This is a genomic window from Mycobacterium sp. (genome assembly GCF_019247635.1).
Classification (GTDB): Bacteria; Actinomycetota; Actinomycetes; order Mycobacteriales; family Mycobacteriaceae; genus Mycobacterium.
Map to the genome: position 1 here is coordinate 61,309 of NZ_JAFBAR010000104.1, position 20,001 is coordinate 81,309.

21 protein-coding genes are annotated in these 20,001 nt (G+C 67.4%); 4 read left to right on the forward strand and 17 right to left on the reverse strand.

Features of this window, described 5'->3' with window-relative positions:
- Positions 1–5 precede the first annotated feature (5 nt).
- The 4 genes from JO236_RS17150 to JO236_RS17165 are packed head-to-tail and all read left to right on the forward strand — an operon-like array spanning position 6 to position 4,246.
- Positions 6–1,379 carry a glutamine synthetase family protein gene (locus JO236_RS17150; protein ID WP_293333203.1) on the forward strand — a complete coding sequence of 458 codons (1,374 nt, stop codon included), beginning with the start codon at positions 6–8 and terminating at the stop codon, positions 1,377–1,379.
- On the forward strand, positions 1,366–2,112 hold the full coding sequence (locus tag JO236_RS17155) for a gamma-glutamyl-gamma-aminobutyrate hydrolase family protein (RefSeq protein ID WP_293332897.1): 747 nt from the start codon (positions 1,366–1,368) through the stop codon (positions 2,110–2,112). The genes JO236_RS17150 and JO236_RS17155 overlap by 14 nt, the downstream gene beginning before the upstream one ends.
- A complete protein-coding gene (locus tag JO236_RS17160) occupies positions 2,109–3,473 on the forward strand; it encodes an aldehyde dehydrogenase family protein (RefSeq protein ID WP_293332900.1) in 1,365 nt (454 codons plus the stop codon). The genes JO236_RS17155 and JO236_RS17160 overlap by 4 nt, the downstream gene beginning before the upstream one ends.
- Positions 3,473–4,246 carry a 3-oxoacyl-ACP reductase gene (locus JO236_RS17165; RefSeq protein WP_293332902.1) on the forward strand — a complete coding sequence of 258 codons (774 nt, stop codon included), beginning with the start codon at positions 3,473–3,475 and terminating at the stop codon, positions 4,244–4,246. Before JO236_RS17160 ends, JO236_RS17165 begins: the two co-directional genes overlap by 1 nt.
- Positions 4,247–4,302: 56 nt before the next feature.
- On the opposite strand, the gene JO236_RS17170 is transcribed toward JO236_RS17165, so the two are convergent.
- From JO236_RS17170 to JO236_RS17245, 17 genes are all read right to left on the reverse strand, one after another.
- Complete coding sequence (locus JO236_RS17170) at positions 4,303–5,424, reverse strand: alkaline phosphatase family protein (RefSeq protein WP_293332904.1); 1,122 nt, start codon at positions 5,422–5,424, stop codon at positions 4,303–4,305.
- 4 nt (positions 5,425–5,428) lie between these two features.
- Positions 5,429–6,157 (reverse strand): DUF6390 family protein, encoded by a 729-nt coding sequence (locus tag JO236_RS17175; RefSeq protein WP_293333206.1) that lies wholly within the window; start codon positions 6,155–6,157, stop codon positions 5,429–5,431.
- Between the two features lie 40 nt (positions 6,158–6,197).
- Positions 6,198–7,334 carry a hydrogenase formation protein HypD gene (gene hypD / locus JO236_RS17180; RefSeq protein WP_293332907.1) on the reverse strand — a complete coding sequence of 379 codons (1,137 nt, stop codon included), beginning with the start codon at positions 7,332–7,334 and terminating at the stop codon, positions 6,198–6,200.
- A 9-nt stretch (positions 7,335–7,343) separates the two neighbouring features.
- Positions 7,344–7,616, reverse strand: coding sequence for a HypC/HybG/HupF family hydrogenase formation chaperone (locus tag JO236_RS17185; protein WP_293332910.1), 273 nt, complete (start codon positions 7,614–7,616; stop codon positions 7,344–7,346).
- A 13-nt stretch (positions 7,617–7,629) separates the two neighbouring features.
- Positions 7,630–8,742, reverse strand: coding sequence for a hydrogenase expression/formation protein HypE (hypE, locus tag JO236_RS17190; protein ID WP_293332913.1), 1,113 nt, complete (start codon positions 8,740–8,742; stop codon positions 7,630–7,632).
- Positions 8,739–9,407 (reverse strand): D-sedoheptulose-7-phosphate isomerase, encoded by a 669-nt coding sequence (locus JO236_RS17195; RefSeq protein WP_293332916.1) that lies wholly within the window; start codon positions 9,405–9,407, stop codon positions 8,739–8,741. The genes hypE and JO236_RS17195 overlap by 4 nt, the downstream gene beginning before the upstream one ends.
- Positions 9,404–10,180: a hydrogenase assembly protein HupF gene (locus tag JO236_RS17200; protein ID WP_293332919.1), complete on the reverse strand. Its 777-nt coding sequence runs from the start codon at positions 10,178–10,180 to the stop codon at positions 9,404–9,406. The genes JO236_RS17195 and JO236_RS17200 overlap by 4 nt, the downstream gene beginning before the upstream one ends.
- Positions 10,177–12,666, reverse strand: a complete 2,490-nt coding sequence (locus JO236_RS17205; protein ID WP_293332922.1) for a carbamoyltransferase HypF — start codon at positions 12,664–12,666, stop codon at positions 10,177–10,179. Before JO236_RS17205 ends, JO236_RS17200 begins: the two co-directional genes overlap by 4 nt.
- A gap of 1 nt (position 12,667) precedes the next feature.
- The gene (locus JO236_RS17210) at positions 12,668–12,922 is read right to left on the reverse strand and encodes a HypC/HybG/HupF family hydrogenase formation chaperone (RefSeq protein ID WP_293332925.1); all 255 of its coding nucleotides are present in this window, start codon (positions 12,920–12,922) and stop codon (positions 12,668–12,670) included.
- A gap of 3 nt (positions 12,923–12,925) precedes the next feature.
- On the reverse strand, positions 12,926–13,411 hold the full coding sequence (locus tag JO236_RS17215) for a hydrogenase maturation protease (protein ID WP_293332928.1): 486 nt from the start codon (positions 13,409–13,411) through the stop codon (positions 12,926–12,928).
- 16 nt (positions 13,412–13,427) lie between these two features.
- Entirely contained in the window at positions 13,428–13,547 is a 120-nt protein-coding gene (locus JO236_RS22545; protein WP_416362273.1) for a DUF6893 family small protein, read from the reverse strand.
- Positions 13,535–14,872: a hypothetical protein gene (locus JO236_RS17220; protein WP_293332931.1), complete on the reverse strand. Its 1,338-nt coding sequence runs from the start codon at positions 14,870–14,872 to the stop codon at positions 13,535–13,537. The genes JO236_RS22545 and JO236_RS17220 overlap by 13 nt, the downstream gene beginning before the upstream one ends.
- Complete coding sequence (locus JO236_RS17225) at positions 14,869–15,528, reverse strand: DUF6084 family protein (RefSeq protein WP_293332934.1); 660 nt, start codon at positions 15,526–15,528, stop codon at positions 14,869–14,871. The genes JO236_RS17220 and JO236_RS17225 overlap by 4 nt, the downstream gene beginning before the upstream one ends.
- Positions 15,525–16,151, reverse strand: a complete 627-nt coding sequence (locus tag JO236_RS17230) for a DUF5947 family protein (RefSeq protein WP_293332937.1) — start codon at positions 16,149–16,151, stop codon at positions 15,525–15,527. Before JO236_RS17230 ends, JO236_RS17225 begins: the two co-directional genes overlap by 4 nt.
- Positions 16,148–17,074: a NifU family protein gene (locus JO236_RS17235; protein WP_293332940.1), complete on the reverse strand. Its 927-nt coding sequence runs from the start codon at positions 17,072–17,074 to the stop codon at positions 16,148–16,150. Before JO236_RS17235 ends, JO236_RS17230 begins: the two co-directional genes overlap by 4 nt.
- Before the next feature lie 3 nt (positions 17,075–17,077).
- Positions 17,078–18,877, reverse strand: a complete 1,800-nt coding sequence (locus JO236_RS17240) for a nickel-dependent hydrogenase large subunit (RefSeq protein WP_293332943.1) — start codon at positions 18,875–18,877, stop codon at positions 17,078–17,080.
- Between the two features lie 64 nt (positions 18,878–18,941).
- Positions 18,942–19,997 (reverse strand): hydrogenase expression protein HypE, encoded by a 1,056-nt coding sequence (locus JO236_RS17245; protein WP_293332946.1) that lies wholly within the window; start codon positions 19,995–19,997, stop codon positions 18,942–18,944.
- Positions 19,998–20,001 lie beyond the last annotated feature (4 nt).

The window sequence follows — 20,001 nt, forward strand, 5'->3', positions numbered from 1 at the left end:
GCGCCGTGACCGGTCCGGGTTCCCCGACGTTGTCAACGACCGAGCTGGAACAACTGGTCGGCGTTGGTGAAGTCGACACCGTCATCGTCGCGTTCACCGACATGCAGGGCCGGCTGGTCGGCAAACGAGTGGATGGCCGCCTGTTCGTCGACGAAGTCGCCGCGCACGGCGCCGAATGCTGCAGCTACCTGCTGGCCGTCGATGTCGACATGAACACCGTGTCCGGCTACGCGATGTCGAGCTGGGACACCGGGTACGGCGACATGGTGATGGTGCCCGACCTCGACACGCTGCGGCTGATTCCCTGGCTGCCGGCCACGGCGCTGGTGTTGGCCGACCTGAACTGGGCCGACGGCAGCGCGGTCCCCGTCTCGCCGCGCGCCGTCCTGCGCCGCCAGCTGGATCGGCTCGGCGCGCGGGGACTGGCCGCCTGCGTCGCCACCGAGCTGGAGTTCATCGTGTTCGACCAGTCCTACCGGCAGGCGTGGGCCGACGGCTACCGCGGGCTGACCCCCGCCAGCGACTACAACATCGACTACGCGATCCTGGCGTCGTCGCGAATGGAACCGCTGCTGCGCGACATCCGCAGGGGTATGCAGGGCGCGGGTCTGCGGTTCGAAGCCGTCAAGGGCGAATGCAACAGGGGCCAGCAGGAACTCGGGTTCCGGTACGGCGATGCGCTGGTCACCTGCGACAACCACGCGATCTACAAGAACGGCGCCAAGGAGATCGCCGACCAACACGGCAAGAGCCTGACATTCATGGCGAAATACGATGAGCGCGAGGGCAACAGCTGTCATATCCACCTCTCGCTGCGCGGTGAGGACGGACGACCGGTGTTCGCCGACAGCGGTGGCGCACACGGCATGTCGGAGTCATTCGCCGGCTTCGTCGCCGGCGTGTTGGTCACATTGCGCGAGTTGACATTGTTCTACGCGCCGAACATCAACTCCTACAAGAGATTTGCCGACGGCAGCTTCGCGCCCACGGCCTTGGCATGGGGGCTCGACAACCGCACGTGTGCACTCCGGGTGGTGGGGCACGGGCCCGGCATGCGCGTCGAGTGCCGGGTTCCCGGCGGCGATGTCAACCAATACCTCGCCGTCGCTGCGCTGATCGCCGGCGGCCTATACGGTATCGAGCAAGGCCTGCGGCCGCCGGACCCCCACGCCGGCAACGCCTATGAGGCCACGGATGTCGAGCGGTTGCCAACGACGCTGACCGAGGCCGCCGCGGCGTTCGGGGCGTCGAAGCTCGCGCGTGAGGCGTTCGGTGACCAGGTGGTCGCGCACTACCTGAACAACGCCCGCGTGGAGCTGGCGGCCTACAACGCCGCGGTCACCGACTGGGAAAGGATGCGGGGTTTTGAACGCCTCTGAGCCAATCCTGAGCAAGCCGGTCGTCGGCCTGACCACCTACCTGGACCGCGCGCAGACCGGTATCTGGGACGTCTCGGCGAGCTTTCTGCCCGCCCAGTATTTTCACGGTGTCACCATGGCCGGCGGGATCGCGGTCCTACTCCCCCCGCAACCGGTGGATCCCGCGATGGCCGAGCGGGTGCTCGACAGCCTGGACGGCTTGGTGCTCACCGGCGGCAAAGATGTCGACCCCGTCGTCTATGGCCAGCCGGCGCATCCGGAGACCGACTCGCCGGGCGCCGCGCGCGACGCGTGGGAGTTGACGCTGTTGAATGGTGCGCTGCAGCGCGGTCTACCCGTGCTGGGCATCTGCCGCGGCGCGCAGGTGCTCAACGTCGCCTTCGGCGGGACGCTGCATCAACATCTGCCGGATGTGTTGGGCCACAACGGGCATCGGGCCGGCAACGCGGTGTTCACCGCGCTGCCGGTGCGCACGGTGGCCGGCACTCGGCTGGCCCAGCTGATCGGGGAGTCCACCGAGGTGCGCTGCTACCACCATCAGGCGGTCGCCGAAGTGGGCACGGGCCTGGTGGTGAGTGCCTGGGATGCCGACGGAGTGGTGGAGGCGCTGGAGTTGCCCGGGGAAAGCTTTGTGCTCGCCGTGCAATGGCACCCGGAGGAGACGCTGGACGACCTGCGGTTGTTCGCGGCCGTGGTGGACGCCGCGCGGTCGTACGCGGGCAAGGCGAAATGACCGCGGTCGAGTTGATCAATCCGGCGACCGAGGAAGTCCTGGGGTCGGTCGAGCACGCCGATGCCGCGGCCGTCGACGACGCGGTACAGCGGGGGCGGGATGCCCAGCGGCGGTGGGCGCGTTCGTCGCCGGCGGAAAGGGCCGCCGGCCTAAGAGCTTTTGCGACGGTGGTCGAGGCGCACGTCGACGAACTGGCCGCACTCGAAGTGGCCAATTCGGGACATCCGATCGCTTCGGCGGAATGGGAGGCCGGCCACGTCCGCGACGTGCTGCGGTTCTATGCGGCCAGCCCGGAACGATTGTCCGGCAAGCAGATTCCCGTCGCCGGCGGGCTCGACGTCACGTTCAACGAACCGATGGGTGTGGTCGGGGTGATCACGCCGTGGAATTTCCCGATGATGATCGCGTCGTGGGGGATCGCTCCGGCATTGGCAGCCGGCAACGCCGTGCTGGTCAAGCCCGCCGAAGCGACTCCGTTGACCACGATCCGGCTCGGTGAGTTGGCGGTCGAGGCCGGACTGGACGAAGACCTGCTGCAGGTGCTGCCGGGCAAAGGCGCGGTGGTCGGGGAGCGCTTCGTGAGACACCCCGACGTGCGCAAGATCGTCTTCACGGGTTCCACCGAAGTCGGCAGGAACGTGATGGCCGCCGCGGCGGCTCAGGTCAAGCGGGTGACCCTGGAGCTGGGTGGCAAGAGTGCCAACATCGTCTTTGCCGACTGCGACCTGGAGCGCGCGGCGGCCAACGCACCGGCGGGGGTTTTCGACAACGCCGGGCAGGACTGCTGTGCGCGCAGCCGAATCCTGGTGCAGCGCAGCGTATACGACCGATTCATGGAGCTCCTCGAGCCGGCGGTCAAACGCATCGTCGTCGGCGACCCGGCGTCCCGCAGCACCGAGATGGGTCCGCTGGTATCGGCCGCGCATCGCGACAAGGTGGCCTCCTACGTGCCCGACGACGCTCCGGTCGCGTTTCGCGGCACGGCGCCGTCCGGGCGTGGGTTCTGGTTTCCGCCAACGGTTCTGACGCCGGGGCGCACGGAGCGTACCGTCACGGACGAGATCTTCGGACCGGTGGTCACCGTGTTGGCGTTCGAGGACGAGGACGACGCGATCGAGCTGGCCAACGACACCGCCTACGGGCTGTCCGGTTCGATCTGGACCGACGACCTGTCCCGTGCGCTGCGCGTGTCGCGGGCGGTGGAAGCCGGCAATCTGTCGGTGAATTCGCATTCGTCGGTGCGGTTCAACACGCCGTTTGGTGGCTTCAAGCAATCCGGTCTGGGCCGCGAGCTCGGGCCGGACGCGCCGTTGCAGTTCACCGAGACTAAAAACGTGTTCATTGCCATCAAGGAGGATTAGTGGACCTCACCCGACGGCTGGCCGGCCGGGTCGCGGTGGTCACCGGCGCCGGCGGCGGCATCGGCCTGGCCGCCGCCCGGCGGATGCACGCGGAGGGTGCGAGGATCGTGGTCGGCGACGTCGACACAACTGCCGGTGCGGCGGCCGCCGACGAGTTGTCCGGATTGTTTGTGCCAGTGGATGTTTCCGACGAGGATGCGGTTAACGCGTTGTTCGACACCGCGGCCGATACCTGCGGCTCGGTCGATATCGCGTTCAACAACGCGGGCATCTCACCGCCGGAGGATGATCTGATCGAGAACACCGGCGTGGCGGCGTGGCAGCGGGTGCAAGACGTCAACCTCACATCGGTGTACCTGTGTTGCCGGGCGGCGTTGCGGCACATGGTGCCCCGCGGCAGCGGCTCGATCATCAACACGGCGTCGTTCGTTGCGGTGCTGGGCTCGGCGACATCGCAGATCTCCTACACCGCCTCCAAAGGCGGGGTGCTGGCCATGTCACGCGAGCTGGGTGTGCAGTTCGCCCGGCAGGGCATCCGGGTAAACGCGTTGTGCCCCGGCCCGGTCAACACCCCACTGCTGCAGGAGCTCTTCGCCAAGGACCCCGAGCGGGCCGCGCGTCGATTGGTGCACGTGCCGGTGGGCCGCTTCGCCGAGCCCGACGAAATCGCCGCCGCGGTGGCGTTTCTCGCCAGCGACGACGCGTCGTTCATCACCGCCTCGACGTTCCTGGTGGACGGCGGCATCAGCTCTGCTTACGTCACTCCCCTCTGAGCGCATCGACGAGTTCGTTGAGGTCGGCCCGCCGGGGTGAGCGTCATTGAACACCGCTAACCGCGATTGAAGATAATCAGGGGAATCACCATTTCGGCGGCCGTGGTCGCACCGTGAAAACCTATGAGGCGAGCCGTTTCCGGGGGCTCGTGTCCGGTGGCCAGCACCGCTGCATCGCCGGTGCATACGACGACGACGTCGCCGATGCGGCGCAGATGTCTGGGGCTGACCGGGCCGAACATCCCGGTGGCCACGGCCTGTTCGCGGGTATAGACCTCGGCCCGCCCGTCCAGCACCTCGCTCCAGGTGGCGTGTACATCCGTCGCGGCGCCCGGCTCGACGTGCAGATAGCGCACCCGCGGTTCCCCGGCGATCACGCGCACCCCCGCGGCCAACCGGGGGTCCAGGTCGAGATCGAAACGTGCGTCTGGCGGAACGTTGAGGCCGCCGTGATCGGCGGTCACCAGCAGCGCTACAGCCGGGGGCAGGGTATCGACCAATCGGGTCAACAGCGCATCGACGCGGGTCGCCGCCTCATGCCAACGCTCCGAACCGATTCCCCACACGTGCGCGGCGATGTCCAGATCGGCGATATAGCCGTAGACCAGTCCCGGACTCGCGCGTAGCTCGTCGATCAACTGCTGGGGATAGTCGTCGCCGGGACGCGCCGGACAAAAGCGTGCGCCGCGATAGGCCGCGTCGGTGAGGCCGCTGCCGGCAAACGATTCCGGCAGCACGGTGCGCACGCTGATTCCGGCCCACCCCATCCGCTCGAACCAGGTTGGCAGCGGCTGCCATTGGCGGTACGGCGGGTCGTCGCGCCACCGGATGTGATTGACCACCCGGTCGGTGCCGGGGATGTTGAGGGTGAAGCCCAAGATGCCGTGCTGGCCGGGCGGCGCGCCGGTCCCCAGCGACACCAGGCTGGTCGGCGTGGTGGACGGGAACGTGCAGACGAGCTGGCTCAGGCGCCCCGTGTCACCCGTCAAAACCGAGGCGAGCAGCGGTGCGTGACGCGTGAGCTCCGGTAGCAGGTGCCAACCCATCCCGTCGACGAGCACCACCGCGACGCGGTCAACGTCGCCGACCGAGTCCGCCACCGCCAGCCGGTCTGGCGCACCCGGGACACCAAGCAGCGCGGCCGCCGCGGGTAACACGTCGCAGATCGAAGCCGGCACATCATCAGTTTGGGGTCGGCGTGGCACTTCGCGCCAGCCGCTGGGTTGTCACCCGCAGTTGGCGATTGGTGCTGTCGATCAGGGCGACGACCTGCTCGGGCTGTAGGCGCCCGCACAGCCGGTCCCAGTGCACGGCCACCTCGTCGCCGACCGCCACATCGGGCACCGCGCTGTAGCCGTCGGCCCAGACGTCCAGCCGGCGCGCGCCGGGCGGCGACAAACCCAGCGCCTCCCCGTCCCAGGCAAGTCGCTGACACAGCACCTCGATGTCGTCACCATCGCGGGAAAGCACTGTCCCCCAGCTGATTCGGCAATGGTCCAGCACGCCCAGCGGGTGCTCGTCCATACCGCGCCCCAAAAAGCGGGTCCACGGATACACCCCGAACACGTGGAAGCAGTGGTTGCCGGCCGCCTCGCAGGCCAACTCGTCGGTCAGATGCGACCAATAGTGACCGGCTTGCGGGCCGATGATGGCCAGCAGCTCGTCGAAGAACTTCTTTGGGTCCAGTTCGGCGCCGACACCACCGCCCAGCCAATATGATTCAACGAGACGGTAATCCAGTGGGTCAGCGATCCCGGTCAGCGCGGACAGCACCCGCAAATACGGCCATGCCCCGGAGAATCCCGTCGCCGCCCTCCGCACGTCGTCGACCGAGCCGTCGCGCAGCGTCGCTCCCAGAGGGGGACCGCAATAGCCCAAGGCGTTGGGGGCGTAGGCGTAGCGGGCGAACATCTCCGCGCCGGCGACGCCAAACGGGGTGGTGGACACGCTGCTAGCCCCGCCCGGAAGACCCCACCAGCTTGGCCGCCTCGCGGTGCATGCGGCCGAAGTTGTAATAGGCCGCACACGCCCCCTCGGGCGACACCATGCACGTCCCGATCGGGGTCTCCGGGGTGCAAGCCGTCCCGAAAACCTTGCATTCCCAAGGCTTGAGCACGCCCTTGAGCACCTCACCGCATTGGCAGGCCTTTGGGTCGGCGACCCGCACCCCTGGCAGCGCGAATCGCAGTTCGGCGTCGAACTCCGCGAAGTCGTCGTGCAGACGCAACGCGCTCTGCGAAATGAAGCCCAGTCCACGCCATTCGAAGTGCGGGCGCAACGCGAACACCTTGCCCATCAGCGCCAAGGCCGCGGGGTTGCCCTGTTCGGGTACGACGCGCTTGTATTGGTTCTCCACCTCGCAGCGGCCTTCGCGGATCTGACGCAGCAGCATCGCGACCGAGGCCAGGATATCCAGCGGCTCGAAACCCGCCACCACCAATGGTTTTCGGTACACCTCCGGCACGAAGCGGTAGGGCCGGTTGCCCACCACGGTCGAGACGTGCCCGGGACCGATGAAGCCGGACAGGCGCAGGTCCGGCGACTCGAGGATGGCCTTGATCGGCGGCACGATCGTGACGTGGTTGCAGAACACACTGAAGTTGGGCAGCCCCAGATCCCTTGCCCGCACCAATGTCACGGCGGTCGACGGGGCGGTGGTCTCGAATCCGATGGCGAAGAACACCACCTGGCGATCCGGGTTGTCCGTGGCGATCTTCAGCGCGTCCAGCGGGGAGTAGACGAACCGCACGTCGGCGCCGCGCGCCTTTGCGTCCAGCAGGCTGCCGGACGAACCCGGCACGCGCATCATGTCGCCGAAGCAGGTGAAGATCACGCCCGGTTGGCTCGCCAGCCACATCGCGTCGTCGACGCGTCCCATTGGGATCACGCACACCGGACAGCCGGGGCCGTGCACGAGTTCGACGTTGTCCGGCAACAGGTGTTCGATGCCGTGGCGGTAAATCGTGTGGGTGTGTCCGCCGCACACCTCCATGAACTTGAAATGGTCACCCTCGCCGGCCAAGTGCTCGATGGCGCCGAGCAGCTTGCGCGCCGCGGCCGGATCACGGAATTCTTCAACGAATTTCATTGCGGTTCCTCACACAATCGCCGACGAGTCGAAGGCTGCTATTTCGGTGGCATACGCATCACCGAGCTTCTTGATGGCCGCCAGCGTGAGCAACGCTTCGGTTTCGTCGATCTTGGCCATCGCGAAGCCGACGTGGACCAACACCCAGTCGTCGGGCTCGGGCATGTCGTTTTCCAGTAGGCGCACGCTGATGGTCCGCCGCACCCCGCTGACGTCGACCTTCGCCAGATAGTTTGCCGGGTCCGTGATCTCGACGATCCGGCCCGGAATGCCCAGGCACATGAGCTTCTCCTTCCTAACAGATCCGGGGCAGCGGATCGCCGACGAGCATGTCGACGATGCGGGTCCCGCCGAATCCGGTACGTAGCACGACGCTTTCGGCCGGCTCGGTGACGATCTCCCCAACTTCGGCGGCGTCGGCGCCCAACGGATGTGACCGCACCGCGGCCAGCCCCGCGTCGGCTTCCTCGGGCGCGACGACCGCCACGAATTTGCCCTCGTTGGCCACATACAACGGGTCGATACCGAGCAGCTCGCACGCGCCGTTGACCATGGGCCGCACCGGAAGTCGATCCTCGAAGAGCAGGACCCCGAGGCCGCAGGCCTGAGCCAGTTCGTTGCAGACCGTGCCCACCCCGCCCCGGGTCGCGTCGCGCAGCCAACGGGTGGATGGCGCGGCCGCCATCAGGATTTCTACCAGCGGGCTCACCGACGCGGTGTCCGAATCGATGTCGGCCTCGATGGCAAGATCACCCCGGGCGAGCATGACGGCCATCCCGTGATCGCCCATGGTGCCGGACAGCAGTACCTTGTCCCCGGTGCGCACGGATTCGGCCGACAACCGCCGGCCCGCGGGTATGACGCCCGCGCCCGTGGTGGTGATGAACAATCCGTCGGCCGCGCCCCTGGGCACCACCTTGGTGTCGCCCGTGACGATCTGCACGCCGGCCTTAGCGGCCGCGGTCGCCATGTCGGCGACGATCTCCTTCAGCTCGGCGATGGGGAAGCCTTCTTCGAGGACGAACGCCGCCGAGATCCAGGACGGCACCGCGCCCGTCATCGCCAGGTCGTTGCACGTTCCGTGCACGGCGAGTTCCCCGATCGAGCCCCCGGGAAAACGCCTGGGCTGCACCACAAATGAGTCGGTGGACATCGCGATCCGTTCGCCGCCCGGCAGGGTGAGCACCGCGCCGTCGCCGAGCGACTCCAGTTGTGGATTGCGGAACGCCTCCAGGAACACCGCATCGACCAGCGCGGCCGAGGCCTTGCCGCCCGCTCCGTGGGCGAGGGTGACATGGTCGTCCAGCAACCGAGGGCGCCGCCGGCGGAACGACTCGATGCGCTCGATTACCTGACCCTCGCCGAAACGTGGCCCTGAGGAGAGGTATCCGTCTGCTGACTTGCTCATGCGGCCCCCATACCTCGCTCGCCGAGGTGCTCGTGCGTAGCCAACCACAGCCGATAACCCACCAGGGCTTGCGCTTCCTGGATCCGATGCACGCTTTGCGAGCGAACGACGAAGCAGGCGTCCACATTCGGGTTGTCTACGAACGCGCCCCCGTCGTAGCCGGCAAAGCCGACCGTGTAGAGGCCGCGTCGCCGCGCCTCGGCCAGCGCCGTCAGCAGGTTGGGCGAGTTGCCACTGGTCGACATCGCGATGGCAATGTCCCCTTCTTTGGCGCGCGCGATCAACTGCCGGGCGAACACCAGCTCGAACCCGACGTCGTTGCCCAGCGCGGTGAGGATCGCCTGGTCGGCCGTCAGCGACCAGGCGGGTAAAGGCTTGCCAATCGGTGGCCGGGCGAACAGTCCCGCCAAGGTGGTGGAATCGGTGCTGCTGCCGCCATTTCCGAACGTGAACAGCCGTCCGCCGGCCGCGAAGCGGTGCGCCAGCTCGGCGCCGGCCGTCTGCAGCCGTTGGGCGTTGGCGTCCAGGGTGGAGCGGCGCAGCGCCAGGCTTTCGGCCGCCTTCGCCTGCGCGGACGCGGCCAAGTCGGCGAGCAGCGATTCAGCGTCGTCTTCCCGAGCGTCGATGAACGGGTACAGGAAGTCGGTGGGCTCTTGCTGCGTCACTCGTCCTCCTCGACAACTCGGCTCGATGGCGCCGCTCCTGCGATCCCGGCGATGCCGGGATCTTCGTCGTCGACGCGTGCGAGCGCCGTTCCGGCATGCACCAGCACCAGATCGCCGGACTTGACCGGCTCGATCAGCGTCGTCACCACGTTCTCGATGCCCCGTGCGGTCCGTATGGGGGCCAACCCGTCGACCGCGGGTGTCATCACCTCGCCCAGACGGCCCTCGTCGCTGCAGGTGACGCACACGGGTTCGGCACATTCGGGTTTCAGCAACCCCGCGTGCTCGAAACAAACGTGCGTCAGCTCCCACAACAAGTGGTAGAACAACACGAAGCCACCGGTTGCTGGCACCTGCGGATCTGGGTCGTCGAGCCACAGAACGTGTTCTGCCGCACCTGCTTTGGGGCGCTCGCCGCTGCCGATCCAGATCGTGGTGGCGCCCCAGGCCGGGCTGCGGCGCAGCACCGAGCGCACCTCGGGCTGGTCCGCCCCGGACACGGCGACGACAATGTCACCGGGCCGCACCGACACTCGTGCCAGATCCACCAGATCGGGCCCGGTAAGCGCAACCGCCGGCAGCGCCCGTTTGCCCATGATCACCGGATGCACGAACTCGACCGCGATGTGCAGCGCGTGCGGCTCCAACGACGGCGCGATGGACCACATGGTGGCGCCCGCTGCGAATCGCCGAGCCAATGTGAAAGCAGCCGCGGCCAGGTCGGCCACCAGCTCGGCGCTCAATCCGCGATCGATCGCGTTCGCGGTGCTCACGAATGCTCCTCTTCGCATGCCCGCAGCATGGAGATGGCAGCCTGACCCAGCGCCAGACCGCCGTCGTTGGGTGGAACCACACAGTGGGTCAACACCTCGAACCCGGCCAACTGCAACCGCTTACGGCACGCTCGCAACAGCAGCACGTTCTGGAACACGCCACCGGTGAGCCCCACCAATCGCACCGACCCGGCCACCTCGCTGACCACGTCGGCCACGGCTTGCGCGACCGCGTGATGGAAACCCGCCGCCAGCGCCGCCGGCTGCGCCCCGGCACGCAGCGCCGAGACCACCGAGCGCACGACGGGCGACGGATCGATCACCCCGTCGGGGCGCACCGTGAAACTCAATGGCTCGGCAACGCGGGCCGATTCGGCCAGCACCTCGAGTTCAATAGCGGCCTGGCCTTCGTAGTCGATGCGGTGCCGAACTCCCAGTAGGGAAGCCAGCGCGTCGAACAGCCGCCCCATGCTCGAGCACGGGACGCATCGTGCACCGCTGTCCAATTGCGAACGGACAAGCCGCAATTCCGCGGGTGTCACCGCCGCAACCGGCGCCAGGTCCGCCGACCAGTCGATGCCGGCCATCCAGAGTTGCGACAGCGCCATCCGCCACGGATTGCGCACCGCGGTGTCGCCTCCGGGCAGTGGCACCGGCAGCAGGTGGCCGGCGCGGACAAAGCGATGACTATCGCGGCCCAGGGTGAGAACCTCGCCGCCCCAGATCGTCCCGTCGCAGCCGTAACCCGTCCCGTCGAAGGCGACGCCGACGATGGGTTCGCAGAGGCGCCCGTGCTCGGCCAGCAGCGATACCACATGCGCGTGGTGGTGCTGGACCAGATCCAGGGGGCGATCGCCGACATGGCGCTCCGCCCAGCCGCGGATGTGATACCCCGGGTGCAGGTCGGCGGCCAATCGAACTGGTGTGCCGCGTATTTCGGTGAGCTGGCGCACGGCCTGTTCGAAGGCGCGCAGCGTTTCCCAGCTGCCCATGTCGCCGATGTGCCCCGACGTGTAGGCGCGCGAGCCGTCGGTGAGGCAGAAGGTGTTCTTCAGCTCGCCGCCCACGGCAAGCACAGCGGGGCCCGGCCGCGTGAGCTCGATCGGCAGCGGCGCATATCCGCGCGACCGGCGGACCGGTAAGGTGGCGCGGACCGGCACGGTGGCGCGAGCAGACGCAAAAGCACCCGACACGCCGTGCGTGCGGGTGCTTTTGCGTCTGCTCGCGGAATCAAAGTCGACCACGCGTACCACCGAGTCGTCACAGGGCACGTGGATGGGACGGTCATGATCGAGGACCGCATCGCACAGCGCCGAAAGGCGTTCTGCCGCATCCTCGCTGGTAAAGCAAATGGGCTCGTCGGACCGGTTGGCGCTGGTCAGCACCAGCGCGTCGGGAACGTCGACGGCGCGAGCAGACGCGAAAGCACCCGACACGCCGTGCGTGCGGGTGCTTTCGCGTCTGCTCGCGGCCGTATCGGAGACGCGCGCCAGCAGCAGGTGATGGACGGGGGAGTAGGGCAGCATGAGCCCCAGCAGCGGGCTGCCCGGCGCGACGGCGTCGGCGACGGGCGCGTCCGGGCGTCGGCGCAGCAACACGATCGGCCGGGCCGGGTCGGACAGCACCGCGGCCTCGGTGTCGTCCAGATACGCGAAGCGGCGCGCCACATCGAGGTCGCGGACGAGCACCGCGAACGGCTTGGCACCGCGCGCCTTTCGGGCCCGCAGCGCGCGAACCGCCGCTTCGTCGGCGACGGCACACGCCAGGTGGTACCCGCCGATCCCCTTGATCGCGACGACGGACCCGGCCGTCAACGCTTGTTGGGCTGCGGCCAGCGCAGGATCGGATCCGGTGATCCGCCCGGCCGCCGACCGGAACCACAGCGACGGTCCGCAGTCCGGACAGGCGATCGGCTGGGCGTGGAACCGGCGGTCGGCCGGATCGTGGTATTCGGCGGCGCACCGCTCACACATGGCGAAGCCGGACATGGTGGTGGCGGGACGGTCGTAAGGCAACGCGCGGATGATGGTGAAGCGCGGCCCACAGTTGGTGCACGTCACGAACGGGTGGCGGTAACGGCGGTCGTGGGGGTCGAACAACTCGGCGACGCAGGCGTCGCACACCGCTATGTCCGGGGGAATGGGTGTTGCGACCCCGGCGACGGCCTCACTGGCGACGATCCGGAACTCACCCTCATGCACGGTCGGGACATCGACGATGCGCACGCGGCTTATCCGCGCCAGCGGTGGGGCCTCGCCCCGCAGGCGATGCCCGAATTCCTCGACGCGTGCACCGTCCCCCTGGACCTCGAGAAAGACTGCGCCGGAATCGTTCCCGACGAACCCGGTCAAGCCCAACTCGCTGGCCATACGGTGGATGAACGGGCGAAACCCAACTCCCTGCACGACACCGGTCACCGTGAAACGCTGCCGAACGTCGTCGGACCGCACGGGCGGGGGGCTGGACTGGGTTATCTCAACGGTCATCTCAACCGTCTCCCGGATCCATGCGGCCCCGGCCCATTAGCTCCAGGCCGGCCAGCGCCTGCTCGGCCCCGTCCCGGTCGGTCTTCTCGACAACGAAACCCATGTGGATGATCACCCAGTCGCCGGGTTCGAACGTCTCGTCCGGCAGCATGCCTACGTTGACCCTGCGCGGCTCGCCGGTGACCTCGACCAGAGCCAATTGCCCTTCGTAACCCTCCAGCATCCGGATCACTTGACCGGGTATGCCCAGGCACATGATTCAGCACTCCTCGCGCGCCGGAGCCTGCAACGCGGTGACGATCTCCTCGACCGCGCGCACGGCCCGGGGGATGGCGTTGGCGACGGGTTCGGTGAGACCGATGCCCTCCTCGACGCTTTTCGCCTCGCATCCGACGACGACCGTGTAGGGCGGGGTGCCGCCCAGCGCCCGCAGGCTGGCGAACACAGTTGCCGGGTCCATGCTGTGACCGTCCAGATCGGTTGTGCCAGAGTCTGATTCGTGATCGGCTTGAAAGACATGCAAGGCGCCCGGGCTGCCGCGACTGGGTATCGCGTCGACGAGCACCAGCGTGTCCCAGCCATCGAGCAGATCGTAGGCCAGGTGCATGCCTCGGATGCCATAGTCGGTGACGCGCACACTCGAATCGTCCTGCGGGATCTCGGCGTGCCGGACCACCTCGGAGCCAAATCCGTCGTCCCCGAGGAAGATATTGCCGATCCCGGCCACCAAGATGCGAGCTGTCATGGCCCTGCCCGGCGGACTACATCCGTCGGAGCTTGAGGTAGCGGCGCGCATCCGGCAGGGAAGCGACTCCCATCAGCACCGCTGCCCCGAGGACCAACGCGACGATGCCGATGAATATCCAACCTAAGATATCCATGTCGAACTCCTTCCAGGTGTTTGTTGAGTTTCCAGCGGTTCGATCTCGTCGGGGGAGAAGTAGAGATACCGGCCGTACCAGTCGTGCAACTCCGCGGCCGGGTCGTCGTCGACTACCACCGCGACGTGTTTGTTGCCCTCGACGTCTTCGTGAACCGAGGTGACCTTGGCGGTCTTGCCCGCGACGAAGATGTCCTGCGCATCGGCGTTGCGTCTCGGGCGCAGCCGGACCCGGCTGCCGCGGGCCACCGCGGTTCCGTTGACCAGCACCGCGTCGATCTCGGGGCGAACCGCGTTGTCGGCCAGCGGATCCCACCAGTCGAGCCCCTCGGGGATCTCCGGGACCAAGCCCGCAACGCCGTGCGGATCGCGCAGCACGCCGTGCAACCGCGCCATGTCGTCGGGCGACATCGCATCGCACCGGTCGATGATTCGGGCAGCCCGGGGGTCGGTGGCCCGCGCCTGCGCCTTCTCTTCGTCGGTCATCGTCATCACACGTAGCGTCAGGATCTCGTCGATCTCGGTGCAGTCGTACAGGGCGGTGTTGCTCTGTTCGGCCACCTCGGGATGGTCGTACAGGATGATCGGCGACACCAGCAGGATGTCCCGGGTCCCCGGCGGCCCGGCCAGCACCGGGAAGCAGCGGTGCTGGCTGCACCGGGATGCCGCACCGACGGCGCCGTCCCCCGGCTCGAGCAGCGAGACGAACTGTCCCCCAACCACTTCAGCGATGAGATGCGCCCCGATCATGGACCGGGCAATCGCGTCCTGCTTGTCGGATGCCTCGGCCCCCACGTTGGCAAGCCGCACCGAAACGCGCCATAGGTCGCCGTCCGGTTCGCTGGAGACCCTCAGCTCGCCACGGACCTCCTGGCGTTCGCGCACCAGACGACCACCGTCCAGGCGTTCGATGTCGGTCGATGTGGCCGCCGCAACCGGCATCGTGTGGGGCGTGTCGAATGCCAGGGGACCGAAAGACATTTCACATTCGACGGCCTCGTCCCAGGTCAGCCACGAGCCGGACGGGGTTTTCAGTTCGTCGACGACTTCGAAGCCGCCACCGGATGATTCGCGTTCGGCCCGGCGGTGCTGCAGCTGCAGAAACCGCACCACCACGGTGAGCGCCCGGGCACCGTCGACCAAGAACTCGGCCCCCAGGGAGTCGTCTTCGCCCAGGCCGGCCGCGGCTGCCCCGGGCGGCCCTAAAACGCCGAATTGCCAACGGGATTGGTTCTTGCTCGACGTCCCGCGGTAGGGGTACAGCAGGTACCCTTCGTACAACACCGCGTCGGCGACGGCACGGGCACGGTCCCAGGTCGACGTCATTGCGCCGGCTCCCGCTGGGACGCTTCGGACAGCAGCGCGCCGACGGCATGGTCGAGGTCGAGCAGCCCACGCGCCGACTTGTAATCGGCCAGCGCGGCGATGGTTTCGTGGCTCAGCCGCACCCAGCCGGAGTTCGGATAGTGCTGGGCGATCAGGTCGCGCCAGACCGCGACGGGCATGTTGTAGCGGTCCTCGCAGTCCCAGGACACCTGTTGGACGGAGAACCCGCGTTCGGACTTCACGAAGATCGTGCCACTGAACAGGAATTGCAGCGGCAGCACGCCGTCGCGCAGCGCATGCAGGTACTTAGCGGCCGCGACTTCGAAATCGTAGGTGCAGTCGAGGGGCAACGCGACCGTGGTGTTGCCGGCGAATCCCGGGACCATCGCGGTGCAGTGCTGCCACAGAAAGGTGCGTTGGGTGCTCGCCCACCGTTCCCGCGGGCCGAACAGGTCGGCCAGGCCGATGGCCTCGTCGTCGGTGTAGGAACGGCGCAGCGGTTCGATGCGGACCTGGCAGCGCAGCGCGATGGCGTGCACCGGGTCCTCCCCGTCGGTGGCGACGCGTACCCGAGCGGTCAGGACCGGGCTGACGGCGTAGGGTTCGGGCGCCACGTCCACTACGGCGAAGCGCACCTCCATCGGCTGCTCGCTCATCCGCGTGTCTCCGTGGCACGAGTCGCGAGTTGGGAAAAGAAGCCGTCAATGAACTGCCGCGCCTCCTGACCACCGTCGAAGCCGCGCCACAGCATGCGCAACCGCCCGACGAACTCGTAGCAGGCGTCGATCGGTACCAGATAGGTTTGCGGATCACCGGTTTCAGGCATTCGGACCAGCAGCGCCTCGACGTCATCGGCCAGCAGCCCAACGCGGGGGTCGGCGCCGCCGATCGCGTGCCATGCGTCGAGGTCCAGCTCGGACTCGGTCGCGCCCGCCGGACCGGGGTAGAAGGCGACCGTGCGCTTCAGCTCGGAGTTGGTGAAGAAGAACGCCACGCCGACGGGGATCTGGAGTGCCTCCCAGGCGCGGCGATCCAACGCGAAGTCAGGGAATGCCAGATACCGGTCGGGCACCGCCCGGTAGCGCAGCTGCGCGTTGGTGTCGGTGAACAGGAGATAGCATGCGCGGCACACGCACATCAGTTGCCGGCCAGCCACATTCACGACGTGCTGATGCTCGTCCGCGATCGCCTCCGCGCACATCTCACACCGCTCCCCGGCGGGCTCCGGGGAGCGCGGGTTGCTGGTGATCCGGGCCAGCACGTCGTAAGGACTCGTCACGCCGGGGCTCCCATCGCTTCGGGCAGCGCCACCGCCAGCTCTCCGTCGCGGACCAGCAGCGGCAGCGGCTCCAAGTGCGCGCCGTCGGGCCCGGCGCCGGCGTGTACCACGTCGAAATGCCCATGACAGCGCGGGCATTGGAGCAGTGCGTCGCGCAACGTCGCACCCGCCAGCGAGTCGTCGCACACCGGACAGTGATCGCGATAGGCGAACGTCCGATCGCTGACCCGGCACGCCAGCAGGGCGTTGCCGGCCACCGAGAACCCCGCGACCTCACCCGGCTGCAGCGCGGCCACCTCGGGCAGCGGATGCCAGTTGGCGGGGCGGTGTCCGTTCGAATGCAGCTGCGCCAGCAGCGATTCGGCGGGAATCACGGTGGCGCTGGGTGCGGTATCGACTGCAGCCGCCACCACGTCGATCGAGGTGATTTCCGGCGCCGCGGCGCGCACCGCGTCCTGCACGGCAAGTTCCAGCGTCACCGCCGAGGAGGGGCAGCTCTTGCAACTGCCTTTAAAAGCCAGCAGCACGCCGGTGCCTTCGGGTCCGTCGGTGATCTCGAGCAGGTCGACGTCGCCGCCGTGTGAGCCAAGGTACGGCCGCACCCGGTCCAGCGCGTCCGACACCCGCCGGTGCACGTCGTGCGGATGCAGTCCGTGCACCAGGAGCAGGCTGGCCACCAGGTCGTCGGTGGCCAGCCGCTCGGCCAGGCCGGGGTCGGCAGTCAACGCCAGGATCCTCTCCAGCCCTGCGCCGTAGAGCCCGACTACCTCGCGCACCAGTTGCTGGGCGCGCTCATGCGTCGCGGCCCCAGCCGCCGCGCAGGAGTCCAGAAGTGTCTGGATCCGATCGCCCGCCGTACGCCACTGCGTGTCACCCTCGGGGCTTTTCGAGGGGCCCGAGGAAATGGTCGGGCGATCCGCCATGAGTCACTCCCCGACGGGCGACTGCGTTGGTGTGTGCAGTCTCTCCAGCGTCTTGCCCTTCCCCAGGTACATGTGCACGCCGCACGGCAGGCACGGGTCGAAGCTGCGTACCGTGCGCATGACGTCGATGCCCTTGAAGTGCTCCCGGTCGTTCTCTTCGAAGATCGGTTGACCCTGCACCGCGTCCTCGTAGGGGCCCGGCGTGCCGTAGCTGTCACGGGGGTTGGCGTTCCACGGGGTGGGCGGATACGGGTGGTAGTTGGCGATCTTGCCGTCCCGGATCACCAGGTGGTGGCTGAGCACGCCGCGAACCGCTTCGGTGAAGCCGCACCCGATGCCCTCGTCGGGGACCTCGAACTTCTCCCATGTCTTGGTGCGCCCGGCCCGGATCTCCGCCAACGCCTTCTCGGCGAAGTGCAGCGCGCATGCCGCCGCATAGGCCTGGAAGTAGGTGCGCGCCCGATCACGCTCGATCGTGTTGCTGCCGTGCTGAGGGATTTTCCACTCCAACTCCACCGGAGGTTTCAGGACGGTCTTGGGCAGGTTGATCTTCACGCTGGTACCGGTCGCCTTGACGTAACCGATGTCGACCAGGCCGGCCAGTGCGGTCGACCACAGCCGGGCCAGCGGGCCGCCGCCGGTGTCCAGCGCCAGGTGATCCTTGCCGTCGAACCAGCGGGGCGACATCACCCAGCTGTACCTGCCGCCGTCCATGTCCCGCTTCTGCGGGTGCGGGTTGGTGTGCTGGTTCCACGGGTGGCGCCGGTCCACCGAGTTGCCCAGCGGGTCGGTCTTGACGAACATTTCCTGGTCGGTCCAGTCGTCGTAATACGAACTGCCCAAAAGGATCCGGATGCCGAGGTTGATATCGACCAGCGAATGGGTGTGCAGCTTGCCGTCGACCACCACGCCCGGGGTGACGAACATGGCGTTACCCCAGCGCTCCATGTCTTTGTATTCGAAGTTACACACCTCGGGGTCCTGGAAAGAGCCCCAGCAGCCGAGCAGGGTGCGGCGCAGGCCGACCTTCTCGTAGCCGGGCAGCGCGTCGTAGAAGAAGTCGAACAGATCGTCGTGCATGGGCACGACCTTTTTCATGAACTCCACATAGCGCATCAGCCGGGTCATGTAGTCGGTCATCAGTTGGATGGTCGCGACCGTGCCGACCCCGCCGGGGTACAGCGTGGAGGGGTGCACGTGGCGGCCCTCCATGAGGCAGAACATCTCTCGCGTCCACCGGCTGACCGCCAGCGCCTCCCGGTAGAACTCGCCGCTGAAGGGGTTGAGCGAGCGCATGATGTCCGCGATCGTCTTGTAGCCGTGCGCGTCGGCGTGCGGTGCCTCGGTTTTCTCTGCCTTGGCCAGCGCGCCCGGGTTGGTCTCGGCGACCATCTTCTCGCAGAAGTCAACGCCAACCAGGTTCTCCTGGAAGATGTTGTGGTCGAACATGTATTCCGCCGCTTCGCCCAGGTTGACGATCCACTCGCCGAGGTGTGGCGGCTTGACACCGTAGGCCATGTTCTGCGCGTAGCAGGAACAGGTCGCGTGGTTGTCGCCGCAGATGCCGCAGATGCGGCTGGTGATGAAGTGCGCGTCGCGCGGATCCTTGCCCTTCATGAAGATCGAGTAACCGCGGAAAATCGACGACGTGCTGTGGCACTCGACGACCTCGCGGTTCTCGAAGTCGATCTTGGTGTAGATGCCGAGGCTGCCGACGATCCTGGTGATGGGGTCCCACGCCATTTCGACGAGTTGGCCGGGCTCCCGCTTTGATGTTGTCGGCTCGGGAATGATGGTTGTCATCGCAATTCTGCTCTCTTCGCCGGATGGCTTCGTAGGTGGAAACGCGCGTTGGCCAGCAGGTGACCTACCAGGTGCGGCGGGCTCCGGTGGTGAGTTCGGTGCCTTTGTGGCGCCAACGCGGTTCCTTGTCGACCGTGCGCTCGGTGATGCCGCGCAGGCCGCGGATCATGGACCCGTAAAGACCCGACGCGGTGCTCGACAACTTGCCGCCGGGCGGCTCGTCCATGAACGGCATGAACTTGTCCGGGAAGCCCGGCATCGTGCACCCGATGCAGATGCCGCCGACGTTCGGGCAGCCCCCGATGCCGTTGATCCAGCCGCGTTTGGGTACGTTGCACTTCACCACCGGGCCCCAACAGCCAAGTTTGACAATGCATTTCGGTGACCCGTATTCGGTGGCGAAGTCGCCCTGCTCGTAGTAGCCGGCTCGGTCGCACCCCTCGTGCACGGTGTTGCCGAACAACCACTTGGGACGCAACGCGTCGTCGAGGGGGATCATCGGCGCCTGGCCGGTGGCCATGTACAGGAGGTAGGTCAGGGTCTCGGACAGGTTGTCCGGATGGATCGGGCAGCCGGGAACGCAGACGATGGGGATGCCGGCCTTGCTCTTCCAACCCCAGCCAAGGTAGTCGGGCACCCCCATCGCGCCGGTCGGATTGCCGGCCATCGCGTGGATGCCGCCGTAGGTGGCGCACGTCCCTACCGCAACGATCGCGGTGGCCTTGGGGGCCAGCCGGTCCAGCCATTCGCTGGTGGTCATCGGCTGGCCGGTCGCGGGGTCGTTGCCGAACCCGCACCAGTAGCCCTCGTCCTTGAGCTTCTCGTTGGGAATCGAACCCTCGACGACGAGCACGAACGGTTCCAATTCGCCGCGATCGGCTTTGAAGAACCAAGAGAGGAAGTCGTCCGCCCCACCGTTGGGGCCGCACTCGAAGTCGATCAGGGGCCAGTGGACGGCGACCTTCGGGAGTCCGGGCAGCGCGCCCAGCGCGATCTCCTCGACGGTGGGCTGGGTGGCGGCAGTCAACGCCACCGAATCGCCGTCACAACTAAGACCCGCGTTGATCCACAGCACATGGATCAATGTTTCTTCTGCTTTGACTGCTGCTTCTGTTGGCATGCTG

Bases quoted from the DNA above. Each gene is read 5' to 3' on its own strand.
- JO236_RS17160 (WP_293332900.1), top strand. From the start codon at position 2,109: ATGACCGCGGTCGAGTTGATCAATCCGGCGACCGAGGAAGTCCTGGGG.
- JO236_RS17175 (WP_293333206.1), bottom strand. From the start codon at position 6,157: ATGTTCGCCCGCTACGCCTACGCCCCCAACGCCTTGGGCTATTGCGGT.
- hypD (WP_293332907.1), bottom strand. From the start codon at position 7,334: ATGAAATTCGTTGAAGAATTCCGTGATCCGGCCGCGGCGCGCAAGCTG.
- JO236_RS17185 (WP_293332910.1), bottom strand. From the start codon at position 7,616: ATGTGCCTGGGCATTCCGGGCCGGATCGTCGAGATCACGGACCCGGCA.
- hypE (WP_293332913.1), bottom strand. From the start codon at position 8,742: ATGAGCAAGTCAGCAGACGGATACCTCTCCTCAGGGCCACGTTTCGGC.
- JO236_RS17205 (WP_293332922.1), bottom strand. From the start codon at position 12,666: ATGACCGTTGAGATAACCCAGTCCAGCCCCCCGCCCGTGCGGTCCGAC.
- JO236_RS17210 (WP_293332925.1), bottom strand. From the start codon at position 12,922: ATGTGCCTGGGCATACCCGGTCAAGTGATCCGGATGCTGGAGGGTTAC.
- JO236_RS17215 (WP_293332928.1), bottom strand. From the start codon at position 13,411: ATGACAGCTCGCATCTTGGTGGCCGGGATCGGCAATATCTTCCTCGGG.
- JO236_RS22545 (WP_416362273.1), bottom strand. From the start codon at position 13,547: ATGGATATCTTAGGTTGGATATTCATCGGCATCGTCGCGTTGGTCCTC.
- JO236_RS17220 (WP_293332931.1), bottom strand. From the start codon at position 14,872: ATGACGTCGACCTGGGACCGTGCCCGTGCCGTCGCCGACGCGGTGTTG.
- JO236_RS17225 (WP_293332934.1), bottom strand. From the start codon at position 15,528: ATGAGCGAGCAGCCGATGGAGGTGCGCTTCGCCGTAGTGGACGTGGCG.
- JO236_RS17235 (WP_293332940.1), bottom strand. From the start codon at position 17,074: ATGGCGGATCGCCCGACCATTTCCTCGGGCCCCTCGAAAAGCCCCGAG.
- JO236_RS17240 (WP_293332943.1), bottom strand. From the start codon at position 18,877: ATGACAACCATCATTCCCGAGCCGACAACATCAAAGCGGGAGCCCGGC.
- JO236_RS17245 (WP_293332946.1), bottom strand. From the start codon at position 19,997: ATGCCAACAGAAGCAGCAGTCAAAGCAGAAGAAACATTGATCCATGTG.